The organism is Actinomadura opuntiae, assembly GCF_030283205.1.
In the GTDB taxonomy this organism is placed as follows: domain Bacteria; phylum Actinomycetota; class Actinomycetes; order Streptosporangiales; family Streptosporangiaceae; genus Spirillospora.
In genome coordinates this window covers 85,628-109,676 of the sequence record NZ_JASNWF010000028.1, presented here as the reverse complement: position 1 = coordinate 109,676, position 24,049 = coordinate 85,628, and the positions used below count along the sequence as shown (strand labels likewise).

24 protein-coding genes and 1 pseudogene are annotated in these 24,049 nt (G+C 68.7%); 2 read left to right on the top strand and 23 right to left on the bottom strand.

The genetic code is table 11. The annotated features are described in order from the left end of the window. From rpsC to QP089_RS42295, 14 genes are all read right to left on the bottom strand, one after another. On the bottom strand, nucleotides 1–812 hold an 812-nt coding region (gene rpsC, locus QP089_RS42360), incomplete at its 3' end, for a 30S ribosomal protein S3 (protein WP_285920179.1). Next, on the bottom strand, nucleotides 812–1,189 hold the full coding sequence (gene rplV / locus QP089_RS42355; RefSeq protein ID WP_285920178.1) for a 50S ribosomal protein L22: 378 nt from the start codon (nucleotides 1,187–1,189) through the stop codon (nucleotides 812–814). The genes rpsC and rplV, both read right to left, overlap by 1 nt. Nucleotides 1,190–1,217: 28 nt before the next feature. Beyond that, entirely contained in the window at nucleotides 1,218–1,499 is a 282-nt protein-coding gene (rpsS, locus tag QP089_RS42350; RefSeq protein ID WP_148347474.1) for a 30S ribosomal protein S19, read from the bottom strand. 12 nt (nucleotides 1,500–1,511) lie between these two features. Next, nucleotides 1,512–2,345: a 50S ribosomal protein L2 gene (rplB, locus tag QP089_RS42345; RefSeq protein WP_285920177.1), complete on the bottom strand. Its 834-nt coding sequence runs from the start codon at nucleotides 2,343–2,345 to the stop codon at nucleotides 1,512–1,514. 46 nt (nucleotides 2,346–2,391) lie between these two features. Then, the gene (rplW, locus tag QP089_RS42340; RefSeq protein WP_285920176.1) at nucleotides 2,392–2,691 is read right to left on the bottom strand and encodes a 50S ribosomal protein L23; all 300 of its coding nucleotides are present in this window, start codon (nucleotides 2,689–2,691) and stop codon (nucleotides 2,392–2,394) included. Nucleotides 2,692–2,703: 12 nt separating this feature from the next. Next, a complete protein-coding gene (rplD, locus tag QP089_RS42335) occupies nucleotides 2,704–3,306 on the bottom strand; it encodes a 50S ribosomal protein L4 (RefSeq protein WP_285920175.1) in 603 nt (200 codons plus the stop codon). Next, nucleotides 3,303–3,953: a 50S ribosomal protein L3 gene (gene rplC, locus QP089_RS42330; protein ID WP_285920174.1), complete on the bottom strand. Its 651-nt coding sequence runs from the start codon at nucleotides 3,951–3,953 to the stop codon at nucleotides 3,303–3,305. The genes rplD and rplC overlap by 4 nt, the downstream gene beginning before the upstream one ends. A gap of 14 nt (nucleotides 3,954–3,967) precedes the next feature. Next, nucleotides 3,968–4,276: a 30S ribosomal protein S10 gene (rpsJ, locus tag QP089_RS42325; protein WP_018657599.1), complete on the bottom strand. Its 309-nt coding sequence runs from the start codon at nucleotides 4,274–4,276 to the stop codon at nucleotides 3,968–3,970. Between the two features lie 105 nt (nucleotides 4,277–4,381). After that, nucleotides 4,382–5,575 (bottom strand): elongation factor Tu, encoded by a 1,194-nt coding sequence (gene tuf, locus QP089_RS42320; protein ID WP_285920166.1) that lies wholly within the window; start codon nucleotides 5,573–5,575, stop codon nucleotides 4,382–4,384. 85 nt (nucleotides 5,576–5,660) lie between these two features. After that, a complete protein-coding gene (gene fusA, locus QP089_RS42315) occupies nucleotides 5,661–7,772 on the bottom strand; it encodes an elongation factor G (RefSeq protein WP_285920164.1) in 2,112 nt (703 codons plus the stop codon). Nucleotides 7,773–7,821: 49 nt separating this feature from the next. After that, entirely contained in the window at nucleotides 7,822–8,292 is a 471-nt protein-coding gene (rpsG, locus tag QP089_RS42310) for a 30S ribosomal protein S7 (RefSeq protein ID WP_285920162.1), read from the bottom strand. Further along, the gene (rpsL, locus tag QP089_RS42305; RefSeq protein ID WP_030176166.1) at nucleotides 8,292–8,666 is read right to left on the bottom strand and encodes a 30S ribosomal protein S12; all 375 of its coding nucleotides are present in this window, start codon (nucleotides 8,664–8,666) and stop codon (nucleotides 8,292–8,294) included. Before rpsL ends, rpsG begins: the two co-directional genes overlap by 1 nt. Before the next feature lie 513 nt (nucleotides 8,667–9,179). Further along, the gene (locus QP089_RS42300) at nucleotides 9,180–10,868 is read right to left on the bottom strand and encodes a hypothetical protein (RefSeq protein ID WP_285920157.1); all 1,689 of its coding nucleotides are present in this window, start codon (nucleotides 10,866–10,868) and stop codon (nucleotides 9,180–9,182) included. Between the two features lie 245 nt (nucleotides 10,869–11,113). Continuing rightward, nucleotides 11,114–11,527, bottom strand: a complete 414-nt coding sequence (locus QP089_RS42295) for an aldo/keto reductase (RefSeq protein WP_285920155.1) — start codon at nucleotides 11,525–11,527, stop codon at nucleotides 11,114–11,116. Between the two features lie 47 nt (nucleotides 11,528–11,574). On the opposite strand from QP089_RS42295, the gene QP089_RS42290 reads away from it, so the two are divergent. Next, on the top strand, nucleotides 11,575–13,095 hold the full coding sequence (locus tag QP089_RS42290; RefSeq protein ID WP_285920153.1) for a recombinase family protein: 1,521 nt from the start codon (nucleotides 11,575–11,577) through the stop codon (nucleotides 13,093–13,095). Between the two features lie 60 nt (nucleotides 13,096–13,155). On the opposite strand, the gene QP089_RS42285 is transcribed toward QP089_RS42290, so the two are convergent. Further along, nucleotides 13,156–14,394 (bottom strand): helix-turn-helix domain-containing protein, encoded by a 1,239-nt coding sequence (locus QP089_RS42285; protein ID WP_285920151.1) that lies wholly within the window; start codon nucleotides 14,392–14,394, stop codon nucleotides 13,156–13,158. Between the two features lie 172 nt (nucleotides 14,395–14,566). Here QP089_RS42285 and QP089_RS42280 point away from each other — a divergent pair, with 172 nt between their 5' ends. Then, entirely contained in the window at nucleotides 14,567–14,863 is a 297-nt protein-coding gene (locus QP089_RS42280) for a hypothetical protein (protein WP_151600429.1), read from the top strand. A gap of 744 nt (nucleotides 14,864–15,607) precedes the next feature. Here QP089_RS42280 and QP089_RS42275 read toward each other — a convergent pair. From QP089_RS42275 to QP089_RS42240, 8 genes and pseudogenes are all read right to left on the bottom strand, one after another. Further along, the gene (locus QP089_RS42275; protein ID WP_285920146.1) at nucleotides 15,608–15,958 is read right to left on the bottom strand and encodes a type II toxin-antitoxin system PemK/MazF family toxin; all 351 of its coding nucleotides are present in this window, start codon (nucleotides 15,956–15,958) and stop codon (nucleotides 15,608–15,610) included. A gap of 10 nt (nucleotides 15,959–15,968) precedes the next feature. After that, nucleotides 15,969–16,208, bottom strand: a complete 240-nt coding sequence (locus QP089_RS42270) for a hypothetical protein (RefSeq protein ID WP_285920144.1) — start codon at nucleotides 16,206–16,208, stop codon at nucleotides 15,969–15,971. Further along, on the bottom strand, nucleotides 16,205–16,582 hold the full coding sequence (locus QP089_RS42265) for a hypothetical protein (RefSeq protein WP_285920142.1): 378 nt from the start codon (nucleotides 16,580–16,582) through the stop codon (nucleotides 16,205–16,207). The genes QP089_RS42270 and QP089_RS42265 overlap by 4 nt, the downstream gene beginning before the upstream one ends. Nucleotides 16,583–16,943: 361 nt before the next feature. After that, nucleotides 16,944–18,380: a replication initiator gene (locus QP089_RS42260; protein ID WP_285920140.1), complete on the bottom strand. Its 1,437-nt coding sequence runs from the start codon at nucleotides 18,378–18,380 to the stop codon at nucleotides 16,944–16,946. Beyond that, nucleotides 18,377–18,562 (bottom strand): hypothetical protein, encoded by a 186-nt coding sequence (locus tag QP089_RS42255; RefSeq protein WP_285920138.1) that lies wholly within the window; start codon nucleotides 18,560–18,562, stop codon nucleotides 18,377–18,379. Before QP089_RS42255 ends, QP089_RS42260 begins: the two co-directional genes overlap by 4 nt. A 470-nt stretch (nucleotides 18,563–19,032) precedes the next feature. Next, a pseudogene (locus QP089_RS42250) lies at nucleotides 19,033–19,593 on the bottom strand (aldo/keto reductase); the annotation flags it as partial. Between the two features lie 128 nt (nucleotides 19,594–19,721). Further along, nucleotides 19,722–19,967: a hypothetical protein gene (locus tag QP089_RS42245; RefSeq protein ID WP_285920136.1), complete on the bottom strand. Its 246-nt coding sequence runs from the start codon at nucleotides 19,965–19,967 to the stop codon at nucleotides 19,722–19,724. Nucleotides 19,968–20,159: 192 nt separating this feature from the next. Next, the gene (locus QP089_RS42240) at nucleotides 20,160–24,032 is read right to left on the bottom strand and encodes a DNA-directed RNA polymerase subunit beta' (protein ID WP_285920134.1); all 3,873 of its coding nucleotides are present in this window, start codon (nucleotides 24,030–24,032) and stop codon (nucleotides 20,160–20,162) included. Between the last annotated feature and the right edge of the window lie 17 nt (nucleotides 24,033–24,049).

The following is a 24,049-nucleotide window of genomic DNA, read 5'->3' as shown; positions in this document are numbered from 1 at the left end:
GCCTCGCCCCCGCGGGCCTCGCCGCCGCGGGCGCCGCCGCGCTCGCCGCCGCGTCCGCCGCGGCCACCGCGGCCGCCGCCACGGCGCTCGCCGCCGCCACCGCCGCCGCCGCGGCGCTCACGGCCACCGCCGCCACCGCCGCCCGCGGCGCGCTGCTGCGCGGCCTTCTGCTCGCGCTCGGCGCGCGTCGCCGCGGCCTCGCCCTTGTAGATCCACACCTTCACGCCGATGCGGCCGAACGTCGTGCGGGCCTCGTAGAACCCGTAGTCGATGTCGGCGCGCAGCGTGTGCAGCGGGACCTGGCCCTCGCGGTAGAACTCCGACCGCGACATCTCGGCGCCGCCGAGGCGGCCGCCGCACTGGACCTTGATGCCCTTGGCGCCCGACTTCATCGCCGACTGGATCGCCTTGCGCATGGCGCGCCGGAACGCGACCCGGCTGGACAGCTGCTCGGCCACGCCCTGCGCGACGAGCTGCGCGTCGATCTCGGGGTTCTTCACCTCGAGGATGTTCAGCCGAACCTGCTTGCCGGTCAGCTTCTCCAGGTCGCCGCGCAGCCGCTCGGCCTCCGCGCCGCGGCGGCCGATGACGATGCCCGGCCGGGCGGTGTGGATGTTCACCTCGACCCGGTCACGGGTCCGCTCGATCTCCACCTTGGAGATGCCCGCCCGGTCCATGCCCTTCTGCAGCATGCGCCGGATCTGGACGTCTTCCTTGACGTAGTCCTTGTAGAGCTTCGTCGCGAACCACACGGACTTGTGGTCGGTGGTGACTCCGAGCCGGAACCCGTGCGGGTTGATCTTCTGACCCACTACCGGGCCCTCCTCGTCTTCTTACCGCCGGCCGAAGCGACTTCGTCCTTCGGGGCGACGACCACGGTGATGTGGCTCGTGCGCTTGTTGATGCGGTAAGCCCGGCCCTGGGCGCGGGGGCGGAAACGCTTCAGCGTCGGCCCCTCGTCCACCCACGCCCCGCTCACCACGAGCGTGTCGCTGTCGAGCTTGAAGTTGTGCTCGGCGTTGGCAATGGCACTGGCCAGCACCTTGCCCACCGGCTCACTGGCGGCCTGGGGGGCGAACCGCAGCACCGCCTGCGCCTCCGCGGCGGGCAGGCCGCGGATGAGGTCCACCACGCGGCGGGCCTTCATGGGCGTGACGCGGATGAACCGCGCCTGGGCCCTGGCTTCCATCGCTGTTCCCTCTCTCCTACGTGCCCGCTCAGCCTCGGCGGCTGCGGCGGTCTTCCTTGACGTGGCTGCGGAACGTCCGCGTCGGCGCGAACTCGCCGAGCTTGTGCCCCACCATGGCGTCGGTGACGAACACCGGCACGTGCTTGCGGCCGTCGTGCACGGCGATCGTGTGACCGATCATGTCCGGCACGATCATGGAGCGCCGGGACCACGTCTTGATGACGTTCTTGGTGCCCTTCTCGTTCTGGACGTCCACCTTCTTCATGAGGTGGTCGTCCACGAAGGGGCCCTTCTTAAGGCTACGTGGCATGACGAGCGACTCCTACCGCTTCTTCTTGCTGCGACGACGGACGATCAGCCGGTCGCTCGACTTGTTCGCCTGGCGAGTGCGGCCTTCCTTCTTACCGTTCGGGTTCACCGGGTGCCGGCCACCTGAGGTCTTGCCCTCACCACCACCGTGCGGGTGGTCGATCGGGTTCATGGCCACGCCGCGGACGGTCGGGCGCTTGCCCTTCCACCGCATCCGGCCGGCCTTGCCCCAGTTGATGTTCGACTGCTCGGCGTTGCCGACCTCGCCGACCGTCGCGCGGCAGCGCACGTCCACCATCCGCATCTCGCCCGAGGGCATGCGCAGCGTGGCGTACTTGCCCTCCTTGGCCAGCAGCTGGACGCCGGCGCCCGCGCTGCGGGCGATCTTGGCGCCGCCGCCGGGCCGCAGCTCGATGGCGTGGATGACGGTACCCGTCGGGATGTTGCGCAGCGGCAGGCAGTTGCCCGGCTTGATGTCGGCGCCCGGCCCGTTCTCGACCCGGTCGCCCTGGCGCAGGTTCCGCGGCGCGAGGATGTAGCGCTTCTCGCCGTCGGCGTAGTGCAGCAGCGCGATGCGGGCGGTGCGGTTCGGGTCGTACTCGATGTGCGCGACCTTCGCCGGGACGCCGTCCTTGTCGTGCCGGCGGAAGTCGATCAGGCGGTACGCGCGCTTGTGCCCGCCGCCCTGGTGCCGGGTGGTGATGCGGCCGTGGTTGTTGCGGCCGCCCTTCTTGGGGAGCGGACGCAGCAGCGACTTCTCCGGCTCGCTGCGTGTGACCTCGACGAAGTCGGCCACGCTCGACCCGCGACGACCCGGAGTCGTCGGCTTGTAGTTACGGATGCCCATCTTTTTCGTTCATCCCTATTTCAGTCTTCGAAGCGACTCCGGCCGGTTAGGCCGGGCCGCCGAAGATGTCGATCCGCTCGCCCTCGGCGAGGCTGACGATGGCGCGCTTGGTGTCCTTGCGCTTGCCGTAGCCGAACCGGGTGCGCTTGCGCTTGCCGGACCGGTTGAGCGTGTTCACGTTCGTCACCTTGACCCCGAACACCGACTCGACGGCCTGCTTGATCTGCGTCTTGTTGGCGTCGGTGCGGACCACGAACGTGTACTTGTTCTCGTCCAGCAGCCCGTAGCTCTTCTCCGAGACGACCGGCGCGATGATGACGTCGCGGGGGTCGGCGATCTTGTTCATGAGCGACCCTCCTTACTTCTTCGCCGCGCGCGAGATGAACTCGTCGTACGCCTTCTGCGTGAAGACGACGTCGTCGTTCACCAGCACGTCGTAGGTGTTGAGCTGGTCGGAGACGATCACGTGCACGCTCGGCTCGTTGCGCAGGCTCTTCCAGGTCAGCTCGTCCTCGCGGTCCAGGACCAGCAGGACGCGCTTGGCCTCGGTGACCGAGCGCAGCGCCGTCAGCGCCGTCCTCGTCTTCGGGGTGTCGCCCTCGATGATGCTGTCGACGACGTGCACCCGGCCGTAGCGGGCGCGGTCCGACAGGGCGCCGCGCAGCGCGGCGGCCTTCATCTTCTTGGGCGTCCGCTGCGAGTAGTCCCGCGGCTGCGGGCCGTGCACCGTGCCGCCGCCGGCGAACTGGGGCGCGCGGGTCGAGCCCTGGCGGGCGCGGCCGGTGCCCTTCTGCCGGTACGGCTTCTTGCCGCCGCCGGACACCGCGCCGCGGGTCTTGGTGGCGTGCGTGCCCTGCCGCGCCGCGGCCAGCTGCGCCACCACAACCTGGTGGATCAGCGGCACGCTGGTCTTCGCGTCGAAGACCTCGGCCGGCAGGTCGATGTCGAGCTTGGAGGTCACTTGCCCGTCCCCTTCACTGCGTCGCGGACCAGCACCACGCCGCCGTTGGGACCGGGAACCGCGCCCTTGATGAGCAGCAGGTTCTTCTCCGCGTCGACGGCGTGGACGGTCAGGTTCTGCACGGTGGTACGGGCGTTGCCGTGCCGTCCCGCCATGCGCAGGCCCTTGAAGACGCGACCGGGGGTCGCGCAGCCGCCGATCGACCCCGGCGAGCGGTGCTTGCGCTGGGTGCCGTGCGAGGCGCTGAGGCCCTTGAACCCGTGGCGCTTCATGACGCCGGCGGTGCCCTTGCCCTTGCTCGTGCCGGTGACGTCGATCTTCTGGCCGGCCTCGAAGACGCCAGCGGTGATCTCCTGGCCGAGTTCGAACTCGGTGGTGTCGTCGGAGCGCAGCTCGACGAGGTAGCGGCGCGGCGTGACGCCGGCCTTCTCGAAGTGGCCCGTGCGCGGCTTGTTCACCTTGCGCGGGTCGATCTGCCCGTACCCGATCTGGACGGCGGTGTACCCGTCCTTCTCCTGGGTGCGGAGCTGCGTGACGACACACGGCCCGGCCTGGACGACGGTCACCGGAACGATCCGGCCCTCATCGTCGAAGACCTGGGTCATGCCGAGCTTCTCGCCCAGGACGCCCTTCCTCTGCGTACTCATTTCTGGTGCGTCCCTCAGAGCTTGATCTCGATGTCAACGCCGGCCGGAAGGTCGAGCCGCATCAGCGAGTCGACCGTCTTGGGCGTCGGGTCGATGATGTCGATCAACCGCTTGTGCGTGCGCATCTCGAAGTGCTCGCGGCTGTCCTTGTACTTGTGCGGCGAGCGGATGACGCAGTACACGTTCTTCTCGGTCGGCAGCGGCACCGGGCCCGCGACCTTGGCGCCCGTCCGCGTCACCGTCTCAACGATCTTCTTCGCGGAGGTGTCGATGACCTCGTGGTCGTAGGCCTTGAGCCGGATGCGGATCTTCTGTCCCGCCATGGTGGCCTCGGTGTCCTTTGCTGTAGTGCCGCTGTTTACTTCACTGGTCGTAATGCGGCGGCCCGGTTGCCCAGGGGCGGCCGGGCCGCCGCGCTACGAGGGGTGTTACTTGATGACCTTGGTGACGCGACCGGCGCCCACGGTCCGGCCACCCTCGCGGATGGCGAACTTCAGGCCCTCCTCCATGGCGACGGGCTGGATCAGCTCGACGCGCATCTCGGTGTTGTCGCCCGGCATGACCATCTCGGTGCCCTCGGGGAGGTTCACCACGCCGGTGACGTCCGTGGTCCGGAAGTAGAACTGCGGACGGTAGTTGTTGAAGAACGGCGTGTGCCGGCCGCCCTCGTCCTTGGACAGGATGTAGACCTGCGCCTCGAACTCGGTGTGCGGGGTGTTGGTGCCCGGCTTGATGACGCACTGGCCGCGCTCGACGTCCTCGCGCTTGATGCCGCGCAGCAGCAGGCCGACGTTGTCGCCCGCCTGGCCCTGGTCGAGCAGCTTGCGGAACATCTCGACGCCGGTGACGGTCGTCTTGGACGAGGAGTCCTTGATGCCGATGATCTCGACTTCCTCGTTGACGTTCACGACGCCGCGCTCGATGCGGCCGGTGACGACCGTGCCGCGGCCGGTGATCGAGAAGACGTCCTCGATCGGCATCAGGAACGGCTTCTCGGTGTCGCGCACCGGCTCCGGCACGTTCTCGTCGACGGCGTTCATCAGCTCGACGATGGACTCGGACCACTTCTCGTCGCCCTGCAGCGCCTGGAAGGCGGACACGCGCACGACCGGGACGTCGTCGCCCGGGAACTCGTACTCCGACAGCAGCTCGCGGACCTCGAGCTCGACGAGCTCCAGGATCTCCTCGTCGTCCACCATGTCGCACTTGTTCAGCGCGACGACGATGTAGGGGACGCCGACCTGGCGGGCCAGGAGCACGTGCTCCTTGGTCTGCGGCATCGGGCCGTCGGTCGCGGCGACCACCAGGATGGCGCCGTCCATCTGCGCCGCACCGGTGATCATGTTCTTGATGTAGTCCGCGTGACCGGGGCAGTCCACGTGCGCGTAGTGCCGGGACTCGGTCTGGTACTCGACGTGCGCGATGGAGATCGTGATGCCGCGCTCGCGCTCCTCCGGCGCCTTGTCGATGTCCTCGAACGGCGTGAAGGGGTTGAGGTCCGGGTACTTGTCGTGGAGCACCTTGGTGATCGCCGCGGTAAGCGTGGTCTTACCGTGGTCGATGTGACCGATGGTGCCGATGTTCACGTGCGGCTTCGTCCGCTCGAACTTGGCCTTCGCCACTGGTTGCTCCTTGTTGCGATCCTCGGCCGTCTGGAACGACCGCTTCGATGTACGTCTGGTGTGATCTGTGGGCAGGCCCGGGTGCTTACTCGCCCCGCGCCTTGGCGATGATCTCCTGCGCGACGTTCCCCGGAACCTCGGCGTAGGAGTCGAACTGCATGGTGAAGACAGCCCGGCCCTGGGTCTTGCTGCGCAGATCACCCACGTAGCCGAACATCTCGGACAGCGGCACGGTGGCCTTGATGACCCGCATCCCGTTCCGCTCGTCCATGGACTGGACCTGGCCGCGGCGGCTGTTGAGGTCGCCGATCACGTCGCCCATGTTCTCCTCGGGCGTGGTGACCTCGACGGCCATCATCGGCTCCAGCAGCGTGGGGGACGCCTTGCGGGCGGCCTCCTTGAACGCCATGGAGCCGGCCACCTTGAACGCCATCTCCGAGGAGTCGACCTCGTGGTAGGCGCCGTCCTGCAGGGTGACCTTGACGCCCACCATCGGGTAGCCGGCGAGGACGCCGAACTCGGCGGCCTCCTGGCAGCCCGCGTCGACCGACGGGATGTACTCCCGCGGGATGCGGCCGCCGGTGACCTTGTTCTCGAACTCGTAACCGTCGGACCCGCCGCCGAGCGGCTCCAGGTCGATGATCACGCGGCCGAACTGGCCGGAGCCGCCCGTCTGCTTCTTGTGGGTGTACTCGACCTTCTCCACCTTCCTGGAGATGGTCTCGCGGTAGGCCACCTGCGGCTTGCCGACGTTGGCGTCGACCTTGAACTCGCGCTTCATCCGGTCGACGAGGATCTCCAGGTGGAGCTCGCCCATGCCGGAGATCACGGTCTGGCCGGTGTCCTCCTCGGTGCGGACCTGGAAGGACGGGTCCTCCTCGGCCAGCCGCTGGATCGCGGTGCCCAGCTTCTGCTGGTCGGCCTTGGTCTTGGGCTCGATCGCCACGTGGATGACCGGCGCCGGGAAGTTCATCGACTCAAGGACGATGGGGTTCTTCTCGTCGCACAGCGTCTCACCGGTGGTGGTCTGCTTGAGGCCCATCACCGCGACGATGTCGCCGGCGCCCGCGCGCTCGATCTCGGTGCGCTTGTTGGCGTGCATCCGGTAGATCTTGCCGATGCGCTCCTTGCGCTCCTTGACGGAGTTCATCACGTTCGCGCCGGACTCCAGCACGCCGGAGTACACGCGCACGAAGGTGAGCTTGCCCAGGTGCGGGTCGCTGGCGATCTTGAAGGCCAGCGCGGAGAACGGCTCGTCCTCGCTCGGCTTGCGCGACAGCACCGTCTCCTCGTCGCGGACGGCGTGGCCCTCGATGGCCTCCACGTCCAGCGGCGAGGGCAGGTAGCGGACGATCGCGTCCAGCAGCGGCTGCACGCCCTTGTTCTTGAAGGCCGTGCCGCACGTCACCGGGGTGAGCTTCGCGGCGATCGTCGCGCGCCGGATGCCGGCGTGCAGCTGCTCCACGGTGGGCTCGTCGCCCTCCAGGTACAGCTCCATGATCTCGTCGTCGTTCTCGGCGAGCGTCTCGACGAGCTTGTCGTGCCACTCGCGGGCCGCCTCGGCGTGCGTCTCGGGGATGTCGAGCGTGTCGTACATCTCGCCGAGCTTGGCCTCCTCGTTCCAGACGAGGGCCTTCATGCGCACCAGGTCGATGACGCCCTTGAAGTCGGCCTCGGCGCCGATCGGCAGCTGCAGCACGAGCGGGATCGCGTTGAGACGGTTCTCGATCATGTCGACGCAGCGGTGGAACTCCGCGCCGACCCGGTCGAGCTTGTTGACGAAGCACATGCGGGGCACGCCGTAGCGGTCGGCCTGCCGCCACACCGTCTCGGACTGCGGCTCCACGCCGGCGACACCGTCGAACACCGCGACCGCGCCGTCGAGCACCCGCAGGTTGCGCTCCACCTCGATGGTGAAGTCGACGTGCCCGGGGGTGTCGATGATGTTGATCGTGTGCTTGACGTCGTCGACGGGCCATTCGCAGGTGGTGGCGGCGGAGGTGATGGTGATCCCCCGCTCCTGCTCCTGCTCCATCCAGTCCATGGTGGCGGCGCCGTCGTGGACCTCGCCGATCTTGTAGCTGATACCCGTGTAGTACAGGATCCGCTCGGTCGTCGTGGTCTTGCCCGCGTCGATATGGGCCATGATCCCGATGTTGCGGACCTTGCCCAGGTCTACACCGGTTTTGGTAGCCACAGTGTCCTCGCGTCCTCGCGTCGTCTCGTCGTTCTCAACCCCGCCGGGGTTACCAGCGGTAGTGGGCGAAGGCCTTGTTGGACTCCGCCATCTTGTGGGTGTCCTCGCGCTTCTTGACAGACGCGCCGAGGCCGTTGCTCGCGTCGAGCAGCTCGTTCATCAGCCGCTCGGTCATGGTCTTCTCGCGGCGCTGCCGGGCGTACACCACCAGCCAGCGCAGGGCGAGGGTGGTGCTGCGGGCCGGCCGCACCTCGACGGGGACCTGGTAGGTCGCGCCACCGACGCGGCGGCTGCGGACCTCCAGGGTCGGCTTGACGTTGTCGAGCGCGCGCTTCAGCGTGACGACCGGGTCGTTGCCGGTCTTCTCGCGGGCGCCCTCGAGAGCCTCGTACACGATGCGCTGCGCGATGGAACGCTTGCCGTCCAGGAGAATCTTGTTGATGAGCGCGGTGACCAGCGGCGAGTTGTACACCGGGTCAGCGATCAGCTGGCGCTTGCCAGCAGGGCCCTTGCGCGGCATCAGCTCTTCTCCTTCTTCGCGCCGTACTTGCTGCGCGCCTGCTTGCGGTTGCGGACGCCCTGGGTGTCGAGCGAACCGCGGATGATCTTGTACCGAACACCCGGGAGGTCCTTCACTCGGCCGCCGCGCACGAGCACGATCGAGTGCTCCTGCAGGTTGTGGCCGACACCGGGGATGTAGGCCGTGACCTCAATCCCGCTGGTCAGCCGGACACGGGCGACCTTGCGAAGCGCGGAGTTCGGCTTCTTGGGCGTCGTCGTGTAGACGCGCGTGCAGACACCCCGCCGCTGGGGGCTCTCCTTCAGCGCGGGCGTCTTGTTCTTGGTCACCTTGTCCTGGCGGCCCTTGCGGACCAGCTGCTGGATCGTGGGCACCGCGTCTCCGTCTTCCCTCGTACCGAGCCGGTAAGTCTTTTTGCTGCAATCACCACCTCAGGCGAGGCTGTGACCTGCCGGTTTCCCGACCTCTCCGACCCACGCGGTCGGGCGTGTCGCCGGGTCACGGAGCATTGCCCGCGACCAACCGACACAGACCGCCCGGCCCATGAACGGGCCGAATCAAGCCGGGGAGTGGTTGCGGCGCTGAGCCGGTCCTGACTCGGACCCTGCCGACGCGCACGCATAGCGGCCCGCATACAGCGGGCACAAGTGAAGAGGTTACCGACCGCTCCGCGAAAGTGCAAAGCGAGCAGCGCACTACCGCGCGAGCCCCCTCCGGCGCAAGCCCGGGAGGCCCCCGGAAGCCGACTCACCGTCTAGATCAACGGAGAAATGCCGACGGATGTTCCCGCCGCGGAGGCGGGAAGACCCGTCGGCATTGTGTCCCACATTCCGGCCCTTGGGGAAGACGTCGACGAGGTTTTACGCCGTCCCCCCGGCCGGAGCGCCCTAGAGCAGGAAGGCGACGACCAGCACGATGACGATCACCACGCCGACGACGCCGCCGATGACGTAGAGCATCGTGTTGCTCTTGCCGCTCTTGCCCTCGTCGGTCCCGTAGGTGGACGGCTGACCGTACTGTCCCTGCTGCCCGAACTGCCCATGCTGGGCGGGCTGGCCGAACTGGGACTGGCCGAACTGCTGCTCGCCCTGCTGGCCGAACTGCTGCGCGCCCTGCTGGCCGTACTCCTGCTGCTGGCCGTACTCCTGCTGCTGCCCGTAACCCTGCTGGCCGGACTGCTGGCCTGGCTGCTGCTGGCCGCCGTACTGCTGACCGTGCTGTTGCTGGCCGTAGGCCTGCTGGTCCTGCGGAGCGCCGAACGGCTGGGCGCCGTACTGCTGCTCGCTCTGCTGGCCGAACTGCTGCGCGCCCTGCTGGCCGTACTCCTGCTGGCCGTACTCCTGTTGCTGGCCGTAGTCCTGCTGGCCGCCGAACTGCTGCGCACCGGGCTGCGGCTGCTGCTGGGCCTGCGGCTGCCACGACTGCTGCCCGATGTCCAGGCGGGTGTGCTCGGCCATTCCCCCGGACGCTTCGGCGGCGTGCCGCCCCTGCGCCGGGGCGGACGGGTCGAACGCCTCGGTCGGGCGGGCGTCCTCGACACCGCGGTCGCCCCTACCGAACGCCGGCGGCTCCTCGGCCTGCGGGGCGCCGAAGCCGGAGTCGGGCGGCGGCACCATCATCGTCCGCTCATGGTCGCTCTGCCCCTGGCCCGGCTGCCCCTGCTGCCGACCGGGCTGGGACGCCTCCGGCGACCACGGCTCGGGCGTCGAGGGCGGAACCGGCGCCTGCCACGGCTCTGCGGGCGGCTCCTGCCGGCGCTCGGGGCCGGTGGCGACAGGGACGTCGGTGCCGGGCGACCAGTGCAGCGTGGCCTGGTCGTCCACCGGGGGACGCTGCGGACGCTCGGGCTCCTGCGGCCCGGTGCCGGGACCGGGGACGATCAGGGTCCGGTCGTTGCCGCCGTCCTGGGGCTGCCCGGGGGCCGGCGGCGCCTGCTCGGCGGGCGTCCCGCCCTCGGGCGAGCGCGGTTCGGCGGGCGGCGCGTACCCGGGCTGGCCGCCGAACGGCGGCTGGCCGTACGGCTGCTGCTCCTGCTGCTCGTACTGGGGGGCGCCGTGCATCGGCTGCTGCGGGTAGCCCTGTTGCGGCTGCCCGTACTGCTGCTCCGGCTGCTGCCCGTACTGCTGGCCCTGGGGGCCGCCGTACTGCTGCTCCTGCGGCGGCGGGAAGCCACCGGGGCCGGGAGGAGTCCCATAGGACTGCTGCCCGTACGGCTGCTCCTGCTGCTGCTGATACGGCTGCTGCTCGTACTGCTGCTGCTCGTACTGCTGCTGTTCGTGCTGGGGGGCGCCGTACTGCTGCGGAGGCGGCGGCGGGGGCTGCTCGCCGTACTGCTGCATCGGCTGCTCGACCATCGTCGGGGGCGGCGGGGGCGTCCGCCGCTCCGCCTCGCCGGGCTCCTGCGGCGCCTGGGGCCGCTGCCCGCCGGCCGCGCCGCCCAGCTGCGGCGCGCCGAACACCACGGTCCGGTCGCCCAGCGGCCGCGCGGGGGGCTCGCCCCGCTCCTCGGGGGCCTGGCGGCCCTCGTCCTCCGGCAACGGCCGCTGCGGTCCCTGCGTGCCGTCATTCTCGGTCATCGTCGGGCTCCTTCAGCGCCGTCGTCCCGGGGCTCCTCAGTCCCGGTCGCCGGGGATCCGCCGTCGGTCCCCGGATCTGTCACTCGTCTCGTCCCGTGGCGGTCTGGCCGCCCGTGGGCGTTTCTGGCCCCCAGCCTGCCCCGATAGCCGGTGGTATCGCAAATCATCGCCCCAGTTGGACGTCCGGCGCCCGCCGTCCGTTCCGGCCGGACGCCCCACCTGCGGTAACGCCACCGCCCTCCGGATCACTCGTGCCCGCGCACCGGGTGCGGGCGGTACGGCGCCTCCAGCCGCTCGGCCTCCTTGTCGTCCAGCACGAGCCCGGCGGCGGCGATCGCGTCGTCGATGTGCGCGGTCTTCGTCGCGCCGACGATCGGCGCCGTCACGCCCGGGCGCCCGAGCAGCCACGCGAGCGCGACCTGCGCCATGGGCACGCCCCGCTCCCCCGCGATCTCGCGCACGACGTCGACGACGTCGAAGTCGGCCTCGTCGTACATCATCTCGCCGTAGGGGTCGTTGCCCGCCCGCACCGTGTTGGCCTGCCCGCCGCGGTCGCGGTTCCCCGCCAACCGGCCGCGCGCGAGGGGGCTCCATGGGAGGAGCCCGACGCCCAGGTCGGCGCAGAGCGGGTTCATCTCCCGCTCCTCCTCGCGGTACACCAGGTTGTAGTGCTTGCTTTCATGTAGGTACTCCCCCGGAGGTGGTCATGCCCTCGTCCAACCCCCTAGTGCCGGTCGTCTCCTATGCCCGCATCTCTGCCGACATCAAGCGGGACGCGCACGGCGTCCAGGACCAGCACAAGGTGAACCGCGAGACGGCGGCCCGGTACGGCTGGACGGTGGTCCACGAGTTCACCGACAACGACCGGTCGGCGGCCAAGGTCGGCGTGGTCCGTGACGACTTTGAGGCGATGCTGTCCGCGCTGCGGTCGGGCCGTCTTCCGGACGGCACCTATATAGAAGGTGTGGTGATCCTCGCGGAGGATCGCCTCGCGCGTCGGCCGGGCGACTACGAACGGTTCGTGGAGGCGTTCACCTACCAGGACAACCGGGTCTTCGCCGACCAGCGCGGCCCCAAGGATCTCTACAGCGAGGACGTAGAGAGTATGGGTCTGTTCGGTGCTGTCATCTCCAAGATGGAGGTGCGCAAGATGCAGCGTCGTATGAGGCGGTCGCATCGTGCCCGGGCCGAGGAGGGGCGGCCGGTCGGCGGGCCTCGTCCGTTCGGCTGGAAGGACGATCGGCTGAGCCTCGAACCGCGCGAGGCTGAGCTACTGGCACAGGCGGTCAAGGACTTCCTCGGCGGCCGGTCCGTTCACTCGATCGTCATGGAGTGGCAGCGCCTGGGCGTGAAGACCGCACGCGGCAACGAGTGGAGCGTGCGGTCTCTCAAGGTCTCGATGTCCAGCCCTCGTATCTGCGGGTGGCGTGAGATCTCCGGCGAGTTGGTCCGTGGGCCGGACGGCGCGCCGGTTCAAGGGCAGTGGGAAGCCATCGTCAGCCCTGAGCAGTGGTCCGCCGTCCGGGCGGCCTTCGACAAGCGGAAGGGCCACTTCGTCGGACGTGACATGAAGATCGGACGGGCGCACCCTGCCGACTACCGCGATCACACCTATCTACTGTCGGGCATCCTGCGCTGCGGGCGGCGCCTCCCGGACGGGAACCTCTGCAACACTCCACTTCGCTCCAACGGGCCGAAGGATGCAGCGCACCACACGTACACGTGCCTGAGCCGTGCTGAGGGCGGTTGCGGTGGGGTCTCCCGGCGCGGTGACCTCGTCGACATGTTCGTCTCTGAGGCGGTGCTCGCCAAGCTGGAAGAGGCGTCGTTCTCCTCCGGCCCGCGTGATCAGGAGTGGGAGGGCGCGGCCGAACTCAGGGCGGTGGAGGAGCAGCTAGAGACCCTGACCCGGCAGTGGAACGCCCGGCAGATCACCAATGACCTGTTCTTCAAGCTGGTCCCCGGCCTGGAGCAGCAGATCAGCCAGCTCCGCACCGAGAAGAACAGGCACGAGGCCGCCATAGCGGCGAAGGAAGCGCGGGACGAGACGAGCGCTTCCGAGGTGCGGCGGCGGTGGTACCTGCCAGAGGAAGAGGGCGGGTTCCCGATCTCGGTGAAGCGGACCTATATCCGCGCGGCCTTGCACGCGGTGATCATGTACCCGGCGGGCAAGGGCAACAAGAGGTTCAACCCTGACCTCCTCGACCCGATCTGGCGCACCGACTGATCAGGCCAGACCAGTAGCGAGAGAGCCCCGCATCCCGTCCGGTGCGGGGCTCGTCTCGTGTCAGGCCGCGTGCGTGTCGAGTACCTCGCGGACCTCCGGGACGTCCCGGTAAGGCTCCAGCTTGGCGAGAACGACGCGCCCGCGTCGGGCGGTCCGGTCGCTGGGGAAGTCGGCCGCGAGGTCGAGCATGCGCCGCGCGGTCTCGGCACCCTCTTCGGGCTCGTTGGCGTCCACCAGGGCGACGGCTAGCCATGAGAGGTAGAGAGCGAGTTCGCGCGTGTGAGTGGAGTCGTACCGGGTGAGGACTTCCTGCAATAGCGGGACGGCTCGTAGTGGGCGCCGGAGTTCGGTGTAGACGCGGGCGTCCATCACGTCGAGTTCCTCGGGCGAGACCCAGTAAGCCCAGTCGGGCGCCTCCTGCGAGTCCTCGTCGGCCATGGCCTCGTGGGCTTCGGCGAGAGCGCGCATCGCTGGCTGCGGGTTGCCTGCCTTGGTCTGCGCCCATGCGACCCGGTCAAGGTAGAGCGCGCGGGCCTTGGCTGGTGCGTCCGGCCCGGCCTCGTCCAGGGCGGCGCGGGCGAGGCTCAGCCCGTCGTCTTCGTGGCCGGTGTTGGAGAGCTGGTAGGCGAGGCTTCCCGCGAGGTTGCCGACTAGCGAAAGGTCTCCCGCCTCCCTGGCTGCCGAGACACCGAGTCGGTAGGCGTGCGCGGCCTGGTCGTGCTCGCCCGCGTCGCTCGCTATCCACCCGGCAATCTGGGCTATCTCCCCGATGCTGCTGAGCAGAGAGCGGCCGGTTTCCTCGGAGTGTGTCGTCTCTCGGTAGAGCTGAACGGCGCCGTCCAGTTCGCGGAGTGCCGGTGCGAGTAGATCGCCGCTGGCGATGACGTCGTCTGCGAGCCGTAGACCGTGCGCGCGGTCGGCAAGCGCGGCCGCCGTGGATGCTCCGACCCTGCGGCCTGCGGTGCTGGCCAGTGGCCCAAGCTCCACGTCGTGGTCAGGCAGGAAGTAGGCGAGTGCCTCGGCCGGACTGGGGGCACCGGCGCCGATCTCCTCGCCGCGTGCGTGGGCCGCTGCCCTTTCGAGGGTTTGCAGGGGGATGCTCAGAGCCACGGAGAGGGCGGGAAGCCACACGTCGGGGATGCGCTCGCCTCGCTCCCAACGGCTGATCTCGTGGCGCGTCACGGAGGCTGTTCCCGAGATCCGGCACAACGACTCGGCTAGCTGTCTCTGGCTCTTGCGCGCATCACGTCGCAAGCGTGCGAGGTACGCACCGAATCGCCGACGCCTTTCGTTGATCACGCTGGCCCCTCCCTTGGCCTCCAGTCTGGCCCCTCCCTGGCCCCCTCGTGGGCGACTCTGGGGAGACAGGCCGAACAGACAGGCTCAAGCCATGGAAAAGGCAGCAGGTGAACGGGTCAACCCCCATCTCTGCGCCCCCGACGTTCATCGTCTCGACGGAAGGACGGCCCCCATGGCAACGGAAGCCTCAGAGGTGACGGAAGCGCGGCGGTTGCGGGTCTGGGCGCTGGCGCAGGCGCTCAAGTCGCATGGGTACGCGGTCGAGGTGGCGGAGTCCGAGCCGCTGCTTGCGGTCCCGGCCGCGTCCGGGCCGCCGGTGGTACTGCGGTGCGATCGTCGGTCGGTCTGCGGTGGTGAGCTGTGGTTCGCCTTCGCGGGCGGCGCCCCTGTCGCTCCGGCTGATGACGCGCACCTGCAAGACGTCGTCGTCGCGGTGAAGGGCAAGCTCGCCGCGCAGGCTGATGGGTAGGCGTCCCGCATCCGAGGTCGTGACCTGGTACGGGCAGGCCACCGGGGCATGGTGGGCGCTGGTCCCCCTGGCTGGTGGTGCTCGGCTGTTGGAGGCTGCCAACCCTCGTGAACTGCGGGAAGCGATCGAGAACCCGGCGGCCTGGCCCTGGCCTCGACCCAAGTTCCTCCCGGCTCCCCCAGCTCGTGACGACATGAGGGCCGCGGCTTCCCTGCCCGCCGACATGGTCGGGGCCGGTCGATGGCCGCAAGCCACCCCGTAGGGGCGACCGAAGGGAGTCAGCCGGCGCCGTTGCGGCAATTCCGTCTCAAGCGTCGACCGACCTGGAAGCCGCTGCCCGGCACGTGGGCGCGATGGTGGCGCGGGGACTGCCTCAGCTTGCGCGATGCGGTACGGGCGGACCGTCCACGGCGGCCGGGGCGGTGGGCGGGGCCGCGCCGCGAACGGCGCCCCAGCGCCGCACGCGCAAGGCGCGGCGGCCGTCCACGGTCCCGGGCCTGCGGTGGGCGGGCCCAGCCACGCACCGAGCCCCCGCGCCTTGCGCGGGGGCTCGTGCTCTTCTGCGTCGAACTCGCTGGACATTGAAGCTGGACGGTTCCGGACTTGCGCGGGGGCGGGGCCTCGTAGCCTTGACCGGCGGACGGGCAGCACCTGCCTGCCCGCAATGGCCCGTCGCGAGGCCCCGCGCGGGGTCCCCGCGCAAGTACGGAACCGGCCAGCGGCACCAAGCTCACGACAACACTGCTATAGGTCCCAGACCAGCCTCAGCGCTTCCTTCAGATCAATCGTCTGTTGATCATTAAGGCGTCCGCAGTACCCGTCCAACCTCTTTTGATCAACTGTGAGAACCTGGAAGGCCAGGATCTGACTCTTCTGGGGCAATGGGTCGTTTTCGGACAGGATCGGCGCAATCCGATTGAACGACTTAATCTTGCTGCTTACCGCCGCGATGCTCACAACCGGCATCGCCTTGTTGAACGAATCTCGCGAGATGACCACTCCAGGCCGACGCCCCGTCTGCTCGGAGCCTCGGCCCGGGTTGAAGTCAACCCAGTAGATCTCGCCCCACCTCGGAGGGTCGTCGGGATATGGCACACGCCTAACGCTACTCGTCGTCGAGCAGTTCCGCCGCCAACGGCAGGCTCGCATCCGCCCACTCCGCCGCTTCCTCAGCGAAGGCAGCGAACTGATCTTCGAGGGGCGGCAGCGACTCCACGGGCCCGGGGGCTGCATTGGTGATGGCCAGCCACGGGAAGGTGAGCACCAACGGTTGCGGGACCGCAACGCCGATTTCGACGCGATCGGAAGTACTAGCGGTTGACTGATGGGCAAACGACGCACTCATGGTCTCCGCCTCTCTGCCTGCTCCCGCAGACCTTCGGCTTTGTCATACTGCCTAAGAGCCTCTTGCAAGACCGTGATGAGTTCTTCGCAGCGCGACCTGCTCAGATGGAACCGCCCCATGTCATCGGGGGCGATCCCGTTTGCGACTGCTTCGATCTCCCGCCGTCGCAGCTCCGGATCGCTGCTCACGATCACAGGTGGGGCCAGGTGGCCCAACGCAAGGTAGATGCCATCAGGTGAGCCATCGCGTGTAGGCGGGCCGACCTGAGCTACGAACTGGTTGATGTGGCGTGTGGGCACGCTGGCCAGGTTCGACCAGTCGACGTACACGGTCACACTGTCCACAGTCGTGCTCTCCGGCTCAATGCTGCTCACTGCCTTAGTCTTACATCCTTGCCGCGCGGAGGTGCGAGAGAGGGCAAGCTTGGGGGCTCTGCCGCGAGTGTGTCACCTCCGTGTCACTGTGGCGATCCCCAGCCATGAGAAGTTTCTCCTGTTTTGCGTAACGTTTCAGCGCTACAGGGCATTCCGAGGGGCTGCAGTGCTCCTACTCCCAGGACGGTCCGGGAAGGCGCGCCAGGCAGGGCTAGACGAACGCCACCGCTAGAGGTGCGCCAGGACCTGGCGCTACGACACCTCGCCACTCGCCCGGCTCAGTGAAGCAAGTGGCCGCCGGCGACCGCGTAGCGGGCGCCTTGACCCTGTAAAGAAAGTCCTCGACGCCTGGGGGTCCGAGCTAGCTCGCCTTCCGCTCGTCGTCACGGTCGGTGAGCTGGTTACGGATGGCTCGGGCCTGCTGGACCCGGTTGCGCGCCTGCTCTGCCCAGAAGTGCTCACCGTTCATGAGTCCGCTTCCGACGTACTTCCATCGCCCGGTGGTCACGACGTCCCGCTTCGGGTCCGGCTCGGGAAGCCCTTCGGCCTGCCGTGCGGCCTGGGCGGCGTACTCGGCACGGGCCTGGCGTAGCTCGGAGAGGGTGACCGAGTAGCGGCGGGACTTGGAGGAGAAGTGTCCTCCGTACCCCAGCATGTGAGCCCAGTTGCGTAGGCGTAGGTCGTGGTACTCGGGCAGGTCGGCCAGTGTGAAGCACGTCCAGATCATGCGGCGGGCGTGCTCGGACACCTTGAGTGAGTTGATCTGGGTGGCGTAGCGGACGGGGTGGTCCACGGTGCCTGAGTCCTCGGCGCCCTTGGTGGCGTACTTGGCGATGTAGCGGGCGACGTGCTTGTCGGCGATGCCGTCCAGGTCGGCGGCGACCTTGATGGGCTGGGTGTCGTGCTGGCGCCCCCATCGCAGGGTCAACGGTGCCGTACCGCCCTGCGGATGCGGGACCGGTACCTCTACCTGCGTGGCGGCGGTGGGTAGCGTGCGCTCCAACAGTTCAGCCGTGGCCCATGAGGGCGGCGGCTGGTCGGGGCCGTCCGGCCCGTCGAGCCGGACCACGGCGTGGAAGTGGATGAGGCCGCGCCGCTGGTACTCGATGACGCGGGCGTAGGACACGCGGGCCTGCTCTCGTAGGGCCTTGTGGGTGATGCCGAGTTCGGCCGTGATCAGCCTCGGCACGGTGAGCGTGAGGCGGCGCCACAGCTCGGGGGCATGGGCGTTCCACAGCACGGCGGCCGGGTAGTCGTAGCAGTCGACGCAGATCGGTTGCCCTACCTGCGGGTCGTCGGCCTGGTGGCGTGCTCGGCATCCCTCGGGGCGGCCGTGCGGGCACAGCGGGTCGTCTCGACGCGGGCGGCAAGGCTGGGGCTTCCCGGCCTTCTCGCGGTGGGAGTGGACGGCGCCGAATGAGGGGGCGGTCAGGGTGAGGAACACGCGCGGGTGCCCGCTGACCTCGTCGGAGACGCCCTTCCCTCCGGTCAGGCCAGAGATGATCAGGTGATAGGTGTCATCCCGGTAGACCTCGGCGCAGGCGGCACAGCGCGAGGCGCGGCGGTTCCCGCACGCGGTGATCAGGTAGCCGGTCGGCTCGTCGTCGGTCGAGTAGGACTCGATCAGCTCCCCGGTCTGGCCGTCCAGGGTCAGGCGCTCGCCTTGCAGCCGGACGGGCTGCTCACAGCCTCCGGCCGTCTTGATCATCTGGTGCCAGCGCTCGAAGTCCGGCATCGCCGCGCGCTGGACGGCGGCGGCCACCTCGGGCGGCAACTCCGGCATCTGCGGGGCCCTCATGCGGCATCCCGCCACGACTCGACCACGGCGGACGTCTCGGCCTTGGCCTGGTCGTCCGATGCCTCTTCGGCCAACGTCAGGCCGAGAATGGTCCCGATCTCGTTCCACTTGGCGTCAGTCCATCGCGGCGATTTGCTGGCCTGACGCTTGCCCCATGCGACAGCTTCCGGGCTGGGCTTCAACCCGTGACTCCTCTCCCTGGCCACAGCTAGGGAGCGCGCGACGATCTCCGAAATTCAGGGCGCCGATCCGGGCAGGCTGCCGCCTGCTCGTTGATCAGTCCTGCGCGACGAGTGACTTCAAATGCGCTGTGTTGGCCAGGGCTTTCGAGTTAGTGAGCTGTTCCACGGGACAAGTCCCGCCCGGGCGCGACCCGGTCTTGCGTGCCGAGAGCCCACCCCGGCGAATGTGTTCTCTTTATGTGTGGTGTCACGGCTGTCGCTTCTCGATGAGGCCACCTCGCGGCGCCCCGGTGGCAGGAGCCGACCCCGCCTGTCACTCGTCCGTTCCGGAGTCGCAGGATGCGGCTCCGCATCCATGAGTACCCGACCATGATCAGGACTGAAACCCCGTGCTGGACGATCCGAGCGACTATCACTCTGGGTGACCTACATAGATCGAAGGTAAACCCGCATGGGATGAACTACTATTTGTAGTGGTTCTGCATCGTGACGAACCTCGCCCAGCCGTGCCGCTCCGCGACGTGCTGCGCCTTGGCGAACTGCCACGCGAACATGCTGGACGCGCCGATGTAGCGCGCCTTGCCCGCGCGCACCACGTCGTCGAGGGCCTCCATGGTCTCCTCGATGGGCGTCTCATAGTCCCAGCGGTGGATCTGGTAGAGGTCCACATAGTCGGTGCCCAGCCGCCGGAGCGAGTCGTCGATGGCCGCCATGATGTGCTTGCGCGACAGCCCCTTGTCATTGGGCCCGTCGCCCATGGGCAGGCAGACCTTGGTCGCCAGGACGTAGTCCTCCCGGCGCGGGAACAGCTTCGCCAGCAGGTGCCCGGTGATGACCTCGCTCACGCCGCGCGAGTACATGTCGGCGGTGTCGAAGAACGTCACGCCCGCCTCGACCGCCCGCCGGACGATCGGCTCCGCCGCCTCCTCCGTCAGCGCCCAGGGCCGCTGGCCGGGGTCGCCGAAGCTCATCATTCCCAGGCAGATCCGCGAGACCCTCGTCCCCGTCGTCCCGAGCCGCACCTGTTCCATGACCACTCCTCTCGGTCGCGTCCTCCACGGTGCACCGCCGCGCGGGCGATCACCAAACCGGCGGGCAGGCTAACGGACGCGGAAGGGCCCGCTCCCCAGGGAGCGGGCCCTTTCCGTATGCGCCGGTGTCAGTCGAATGCGTGGCACTCCACCTCTGCTCGGCTCTGGGTCATTCCCAGCTTGACGTACTTGGCCTCGCAGGCGCGCTGCTTGGCGTTCAGATCGAGCTTGCCGCACTCCTTGACGCTGGAGTAGGTGCGACAGCCCTGCTGCGTCTGCCGGTCGCTCCTGGACGGCTGGGCGGCGCTGGCGGTACCCACCCCGCCGACGACGACGGCCGCGGCGAGCAGCGTTGCGGTCATGACCCTCTTCATGTGATTCCTCCCCCGACGCGTACATTAGCCAGCACCTCGGTCGTCCCCGGGCACGGCACCGCAAAACACCCTCAAAGGTCAAGAAAACGGGTAAAACTGCAGGTAGATCGCATGCCCGGACACGCGGAAGGCCCCTCCCGCGCCTGCGGAAGGGGCCCTCGCCACCGGGGGACGGAACCCCCGGTTCAGGTGTTACCGGTTGTACTGGCCGAAGTCGTACTCCTCCAGCGGCACGGCCTCGCCGGAGCCCTGCCCGAAGGCGTACTCGGCGCCGTCGTCGTAGGAGCCGACGGAGTAAACCGCCGCCTTCGCTTCCTCGGTCGGCTCGACCCGGACGTTGCGGTACTGCGGCATGCCGGTACCGGCCGGGATGAGCTTGCCGATGATGACGTTCTCCTTGAGGCCGAGCAGCGGGTCGCTCTTGGCGTGCATCGCGGCCTCGGTGAGCACCCGGGTCGTCTCCTGGAAGGACGCCGCCGACAGCCACGACTCGGTCGCGAGCGAGGCCTTGGTGATGCCCATCAGGACGGGGCGGCCGGCGGCGGGCGTGCCGCCCTCGGCCACGACGTTCCGGTTCGTCTCCTCGAAGATCGGCCGCTCCACCAGGTCGCCCGGCAGCAGGTCGGTGTCGCCCGACTCGAGGATGTTCACCCGCTTCAGCATCTGGCGGACGATGATCTCGATGTGCTTGTCGTGGATCGACACGCCCTGCGAGCGGTACACCTCCTGGACCTCGTGCACCAGGTGCAGCTGCACCGCGCGCGGGCCGAGGATGCGCAGCACCTCGTGCGGGTTGATGGCGCCCGCGATGAGCTGCTGGCCGACGTCGACGTGCTCGCCCTCCTTCACCAGCAGGCGCGAGCGCATCGGCACCTGGTAGGCGATCTCGTCGGAGCCGTCGTCCGGGACGACGACGACCTTGCGGGTCTTCTCCGTCTCGTCGATCTTGATCCGGCCGGCGACCTCGCTGATCGGCGCCACGCCCTTGGGGATGCGGGCCTCGAACAGCTCCTGGACACGCGGCAGACCGTGCGTGATGTCACCGCCGGCGACACCGCCGGTGTGGAACGTCCGCATGGTCAGCTGGGTGCCGGGCTCGCCGATGGACTGCGCGGCGATGATGCCGACGGCCTCGCCGACGTCCACCCGCTTGCCGGTGGCCAGCGAGCGGCCGTAGCAGGCGGCGCAGACACCGATCTTGGCCTCGCAGACCAGCGCGCTGCGGGTGCGCACCGACTCCACGCCCGCCTCGACCAGCCGGGTCACCACCGCGTCCGACAGGTCGGTGTCGGCCGGGAAGATGACCGTCCCGTCGACCTCGACGTCCTCGGCGATCGTGCGGCCGATCAGCGCGGTCTCCGAGGTGGCCAGCTTGACCAGCGTGCCGTCCGGCAGCTTCTCGGCCACCTCGAACGGGATCGTGCGGTCGGTGCCGCAGTCCTCCTCGCGGACGATGACGTCCTGCGCGACGTCCACCAGGCGCCGGGTCAGGTAACCCGAGTCGGCGGTCCGCAGCGCGGTGTCCGCGAGGCCCTTCCGGGCGCCGTGCGTCGAGATGAAGTACTCGACGACTGACAGCCCCTCGCGGAAGGACGACTTGATCGGACGCGGGATGGTCTCGCCCTTGGGGTTGGAGACCAGGCCGCGCATGCCGGCGATCTGGCGCAGCTGGAGCGGGTTGCCGCGGGCGCCCGACTGGATCATCATCCAGATCGGGTTGGCCTTCGGGAACGCCTTCTCCATGTCCACCGCGACGTCCGCGGTGGCCTTGTTCCAGATCTCGATGAGCTCCTGCTTGCGCTCGTCGTCGGTGATCAGACCGCGGTTGAACTCGCGCTGCACCTTCTCCGCGCGCGCCTCGTAGCCGCTCAGGATGTCCTGCTTGTTCGGCGGCGTCACGACGTCGTCGATGGAGATGGTCACACCGGACCGGGTGGCCCAGTGGAACCCGGTGCTCTTCAGCGCGTCCAGCGCGTTGGCGACCTCGACCTTCGGGTAGGTCTCGGCCAGCTCGTTCACGATCGCCGACAGCTGCTTCTTGCCGATCTCGTCGTCGACGAACGGGAAGTCGTCCGGCAGCGTCTCGTTGAACAGCGCGCGGCCGAGCGTGGTCTCCAGCCGGTAGGCCTGGCCGGGCTCGTAGCCCTCGGGCGCCTGCCAGCCGCGCGGCGGCGGGACGTCCTTCAGCCGGATCTGGATCTTGGCCTGCAGGTCCAGCTCGTGCCGGTCGTAGGCCATGATCGCCTCGGCGATCGAGCCGAACGCGCGGCCCTCGCCGTCGGCGCCGTCCTTCTGCGTCGTCAGCCAGTACAGGCCGATGACCATGTCCTGGGTGGGCATGGTGACGGGCTTGCCGTCCGACGGCTTGAGGATGTTGTTGGTCGACAGCATCAGGATCCGCGCCTCGGCCTGCGCCTCGGCCGACAGCGGCAGGTGCACCGCCATCTGGTCGCCGTCGAAGTCGGCGTTGAACGCGGTGCAGACCAGCGGGTGGATCTGGATGGCCTTGCCCTCGACCAGCTGCGGCTCGAACGCCTGGATGCCCAGGCGGTGCAGGGTCGGCGCCCGGTTCAGCAGCACCGGGTGCTCGGTGATGACCTCTTCCAGCACGTCCCACACGACCGGGCGGGCCCGCTCGACCATCCGCTTGGCGGACTTGATGTTCTGCGCGTGGTTGAGGTCGACCAGCCGCTTCATCACGAACGGCTTGAACAGCTCCAGCGCCATCTGCTTGGGCAGGCCGCACTGGTGCAGCTTCAGCTGCGGGCCGACGACGATGACCGAACGGCCCGAGTAGTCGACGCGCTTGCCCAGCAGGTTCTGCCGGAACCGGCCCTGCTTGCCCTTGAGCATGTCGGACAGCGACTTCAGCGGGCGGTTGCCCGGCCCGGTGACCGGGCGGCCGCGGCGGCCGTTGTCGAACAGCGCGTCGACGGCCTCCTGCAGCATCCGCTTCTCGTTGTTGACGATGATCTCGGGCGCGCCGAGGTCGAGCAGGCGCTTGAGCCGGTTGTTGCGGTTGATGACCCGGCGGTACAGGTCGTTCAGGTCGGAGGTCGCGAAGCGGCCGCCGTCCAGCTGCACCATCGGACGCAGGTCCGGCGGGATCACCGGGATGCAGTCCAGCACCATGCCGAGCGGGCTGTTGCGGGTGTTGAGGAACGCCGAGACGACCTTCAGCCGCTTGAGGGCGCGGGCCTTCTTCTGGCCCTTGCCGGTGCGGATGATGTCGCGCAGCTTCTCGGCCTCGGCGTCGAGGTCGAAGTTCTGCAGCCGCGCCTGGATGGCCGCGGCGCCCATGCCGCCCTCGAAGTACTTGCCGAACCGGTCGCGCATCTCGCGGTAGAGCAGCTCGTCGCCCTCCAGGTCCTGGACCTTGAGGTTCTTGAACCGGCTCCACACCTCGTCGAGGCGGTCGAGCTCGCGCTGCGCGCGGTCGCGCAGCTGCTTCATCTCCCGCTCGGCGCCGTCGCGCACCTTGCGCTTCTGGTCGGCCTTCGCGCCGGCCTCCTCCAGCTCCGCCAGGTCGCCCTCCAGCTTCTGCTGGCGGGCCTCGACCTGCGCGTCGCGGGCCTGCTCGATCTGCTGGCGCTCCACGGAGATGTGGGCCTCCAGCGTCGGCAGGTCGCGGTCGCGGCGCTCGGCGTCCACGCTGGTGATCATGTAGGCCGCGAAGTAGATGATCTTCTCGAGATCCTTCGGGGCCAGGTCCAGCAGGTAGCCCAGGCGCGACGGGACGCCCTTGAAGTACCAGATGTGCGTGACCGGAGCGGCCAGCTCGATGTGGCCCATCCGCTCACGGCGCACCTTGGCGCGGGTCACCTCGACGCCGCAGCGCTCGCAGATGATGCCCTTGAACCGGACGCGCTTGTACTTGCCGCAGTAGCACTCCCAGTCCCGGGTCGGACCGAAGATCTTCTCGCAGAAGAGCCCGTCCTTCTCCGGCTTGAGGGTCCGGTAGTTGATCGTCTCCGGCTTCTTCACCTCGCCGTGCGACCACTGGCGGATGTCGTCGGCGGTCGCCAGGCCGATGCGAAGCTCGTCGAAGAAGTTGACGTCAAGCAACTGTTTTCCCCTTGAGT

Excerpts from the sequence above, each read along its gene's own strand:
- rplV (WP_285920178.1), bottom strand. The coding sequence starts at position 1,189 with ATGGAAGCCAGGGCCCAGGCGCGGTTCATCCGCGTCACGCCCATGAAG.
- rpsS (WP_148347474.1), bottom strand. The coding sequence starts at position 1,499 with ATGCCACGTAGCCTTAAGAAGGGCCCCTTCGTGGACGACCACCTCATG.
- rplB (WP_285920177.1), bottom strand. The coding sequence starts at position 2,345 with ATGGGCATCCGTAACTACAAGCCGACGACTCCGGGTCGTCGCGGGTCG.
- rplW (WP_285920176.1), bottom strand. The coding sequence starts at position 2,691 with ATGAACAAGATCGCCGACCCCCGCGACGTCATCATCGCGCCGGTCGTC.
- rplC (WP_285920174.1), bottom strand. The coding sequence starts at position 3,953 with ATGAGTACGCAGAGGAAGGGCGTCCTGGGCGAGAAGCTCGGCATGACC.
- rpsJ (WP_018657599.1), bottom strand. The coding sequence starts at position 4,276 with ATGGCGGGACAGAAGATCCGCATCCGGCTCAAGGCCTACGACCACGAG.
- rpsG (WP_285920162.1), bottom strand. The coding sequence starts at position 8,292 with ATGCCGCGCAAGGGCCCTGCTGGCAAGCGCCAGCTGATCGCTGACCCG.
- QP089_RS42300 (WP_285920157.1), bottom strand. The coding sequence starts at position 10,868 with ATGACCGAGAATGACGGCACGCAGGGACCGCAGCGGCCGTTGCCGGAG.
- QP089_RS42290 (WP_285920153.1), top strand. The coding sequence starts at position 11,575 with ATGCCCTCGTCCAACCCCCTAGTGCCGGTCGTCTCCTATGCCCGCATC.
- QP089_RS42280 (WP_151600429.1), top strand. The coding sequence starts at position 14,567 with ATGGCAACGGAAGCCTCAGAGGTGACGGAAGCGCGGCGGTTGCGGGTC.
- QP089_RS42270 (WP_285920144.1), bottom strand. The coding sequence starts at position 16,208 with ATGAGTGCGTCGTTTGCCCATCAGTCAACCGCTAGTACTTCCGATCGC.
- QP089_RS42260 (WP_285920140.1), bottom strand. The coding sequence starts at position 18,380 with ATGAGGGCCCCGCAGATGCCGGAGTTGCCGCCCGAGGTGGCCGCCGCC.
- QP089_RS42245 (WP_285920136.1), bottom strand. The coding sequence starts at position 19,967 with ATGAAGAGGGTCATGACCGCAACGCTGCTCGCCGCGGCCGTCGTCGTC.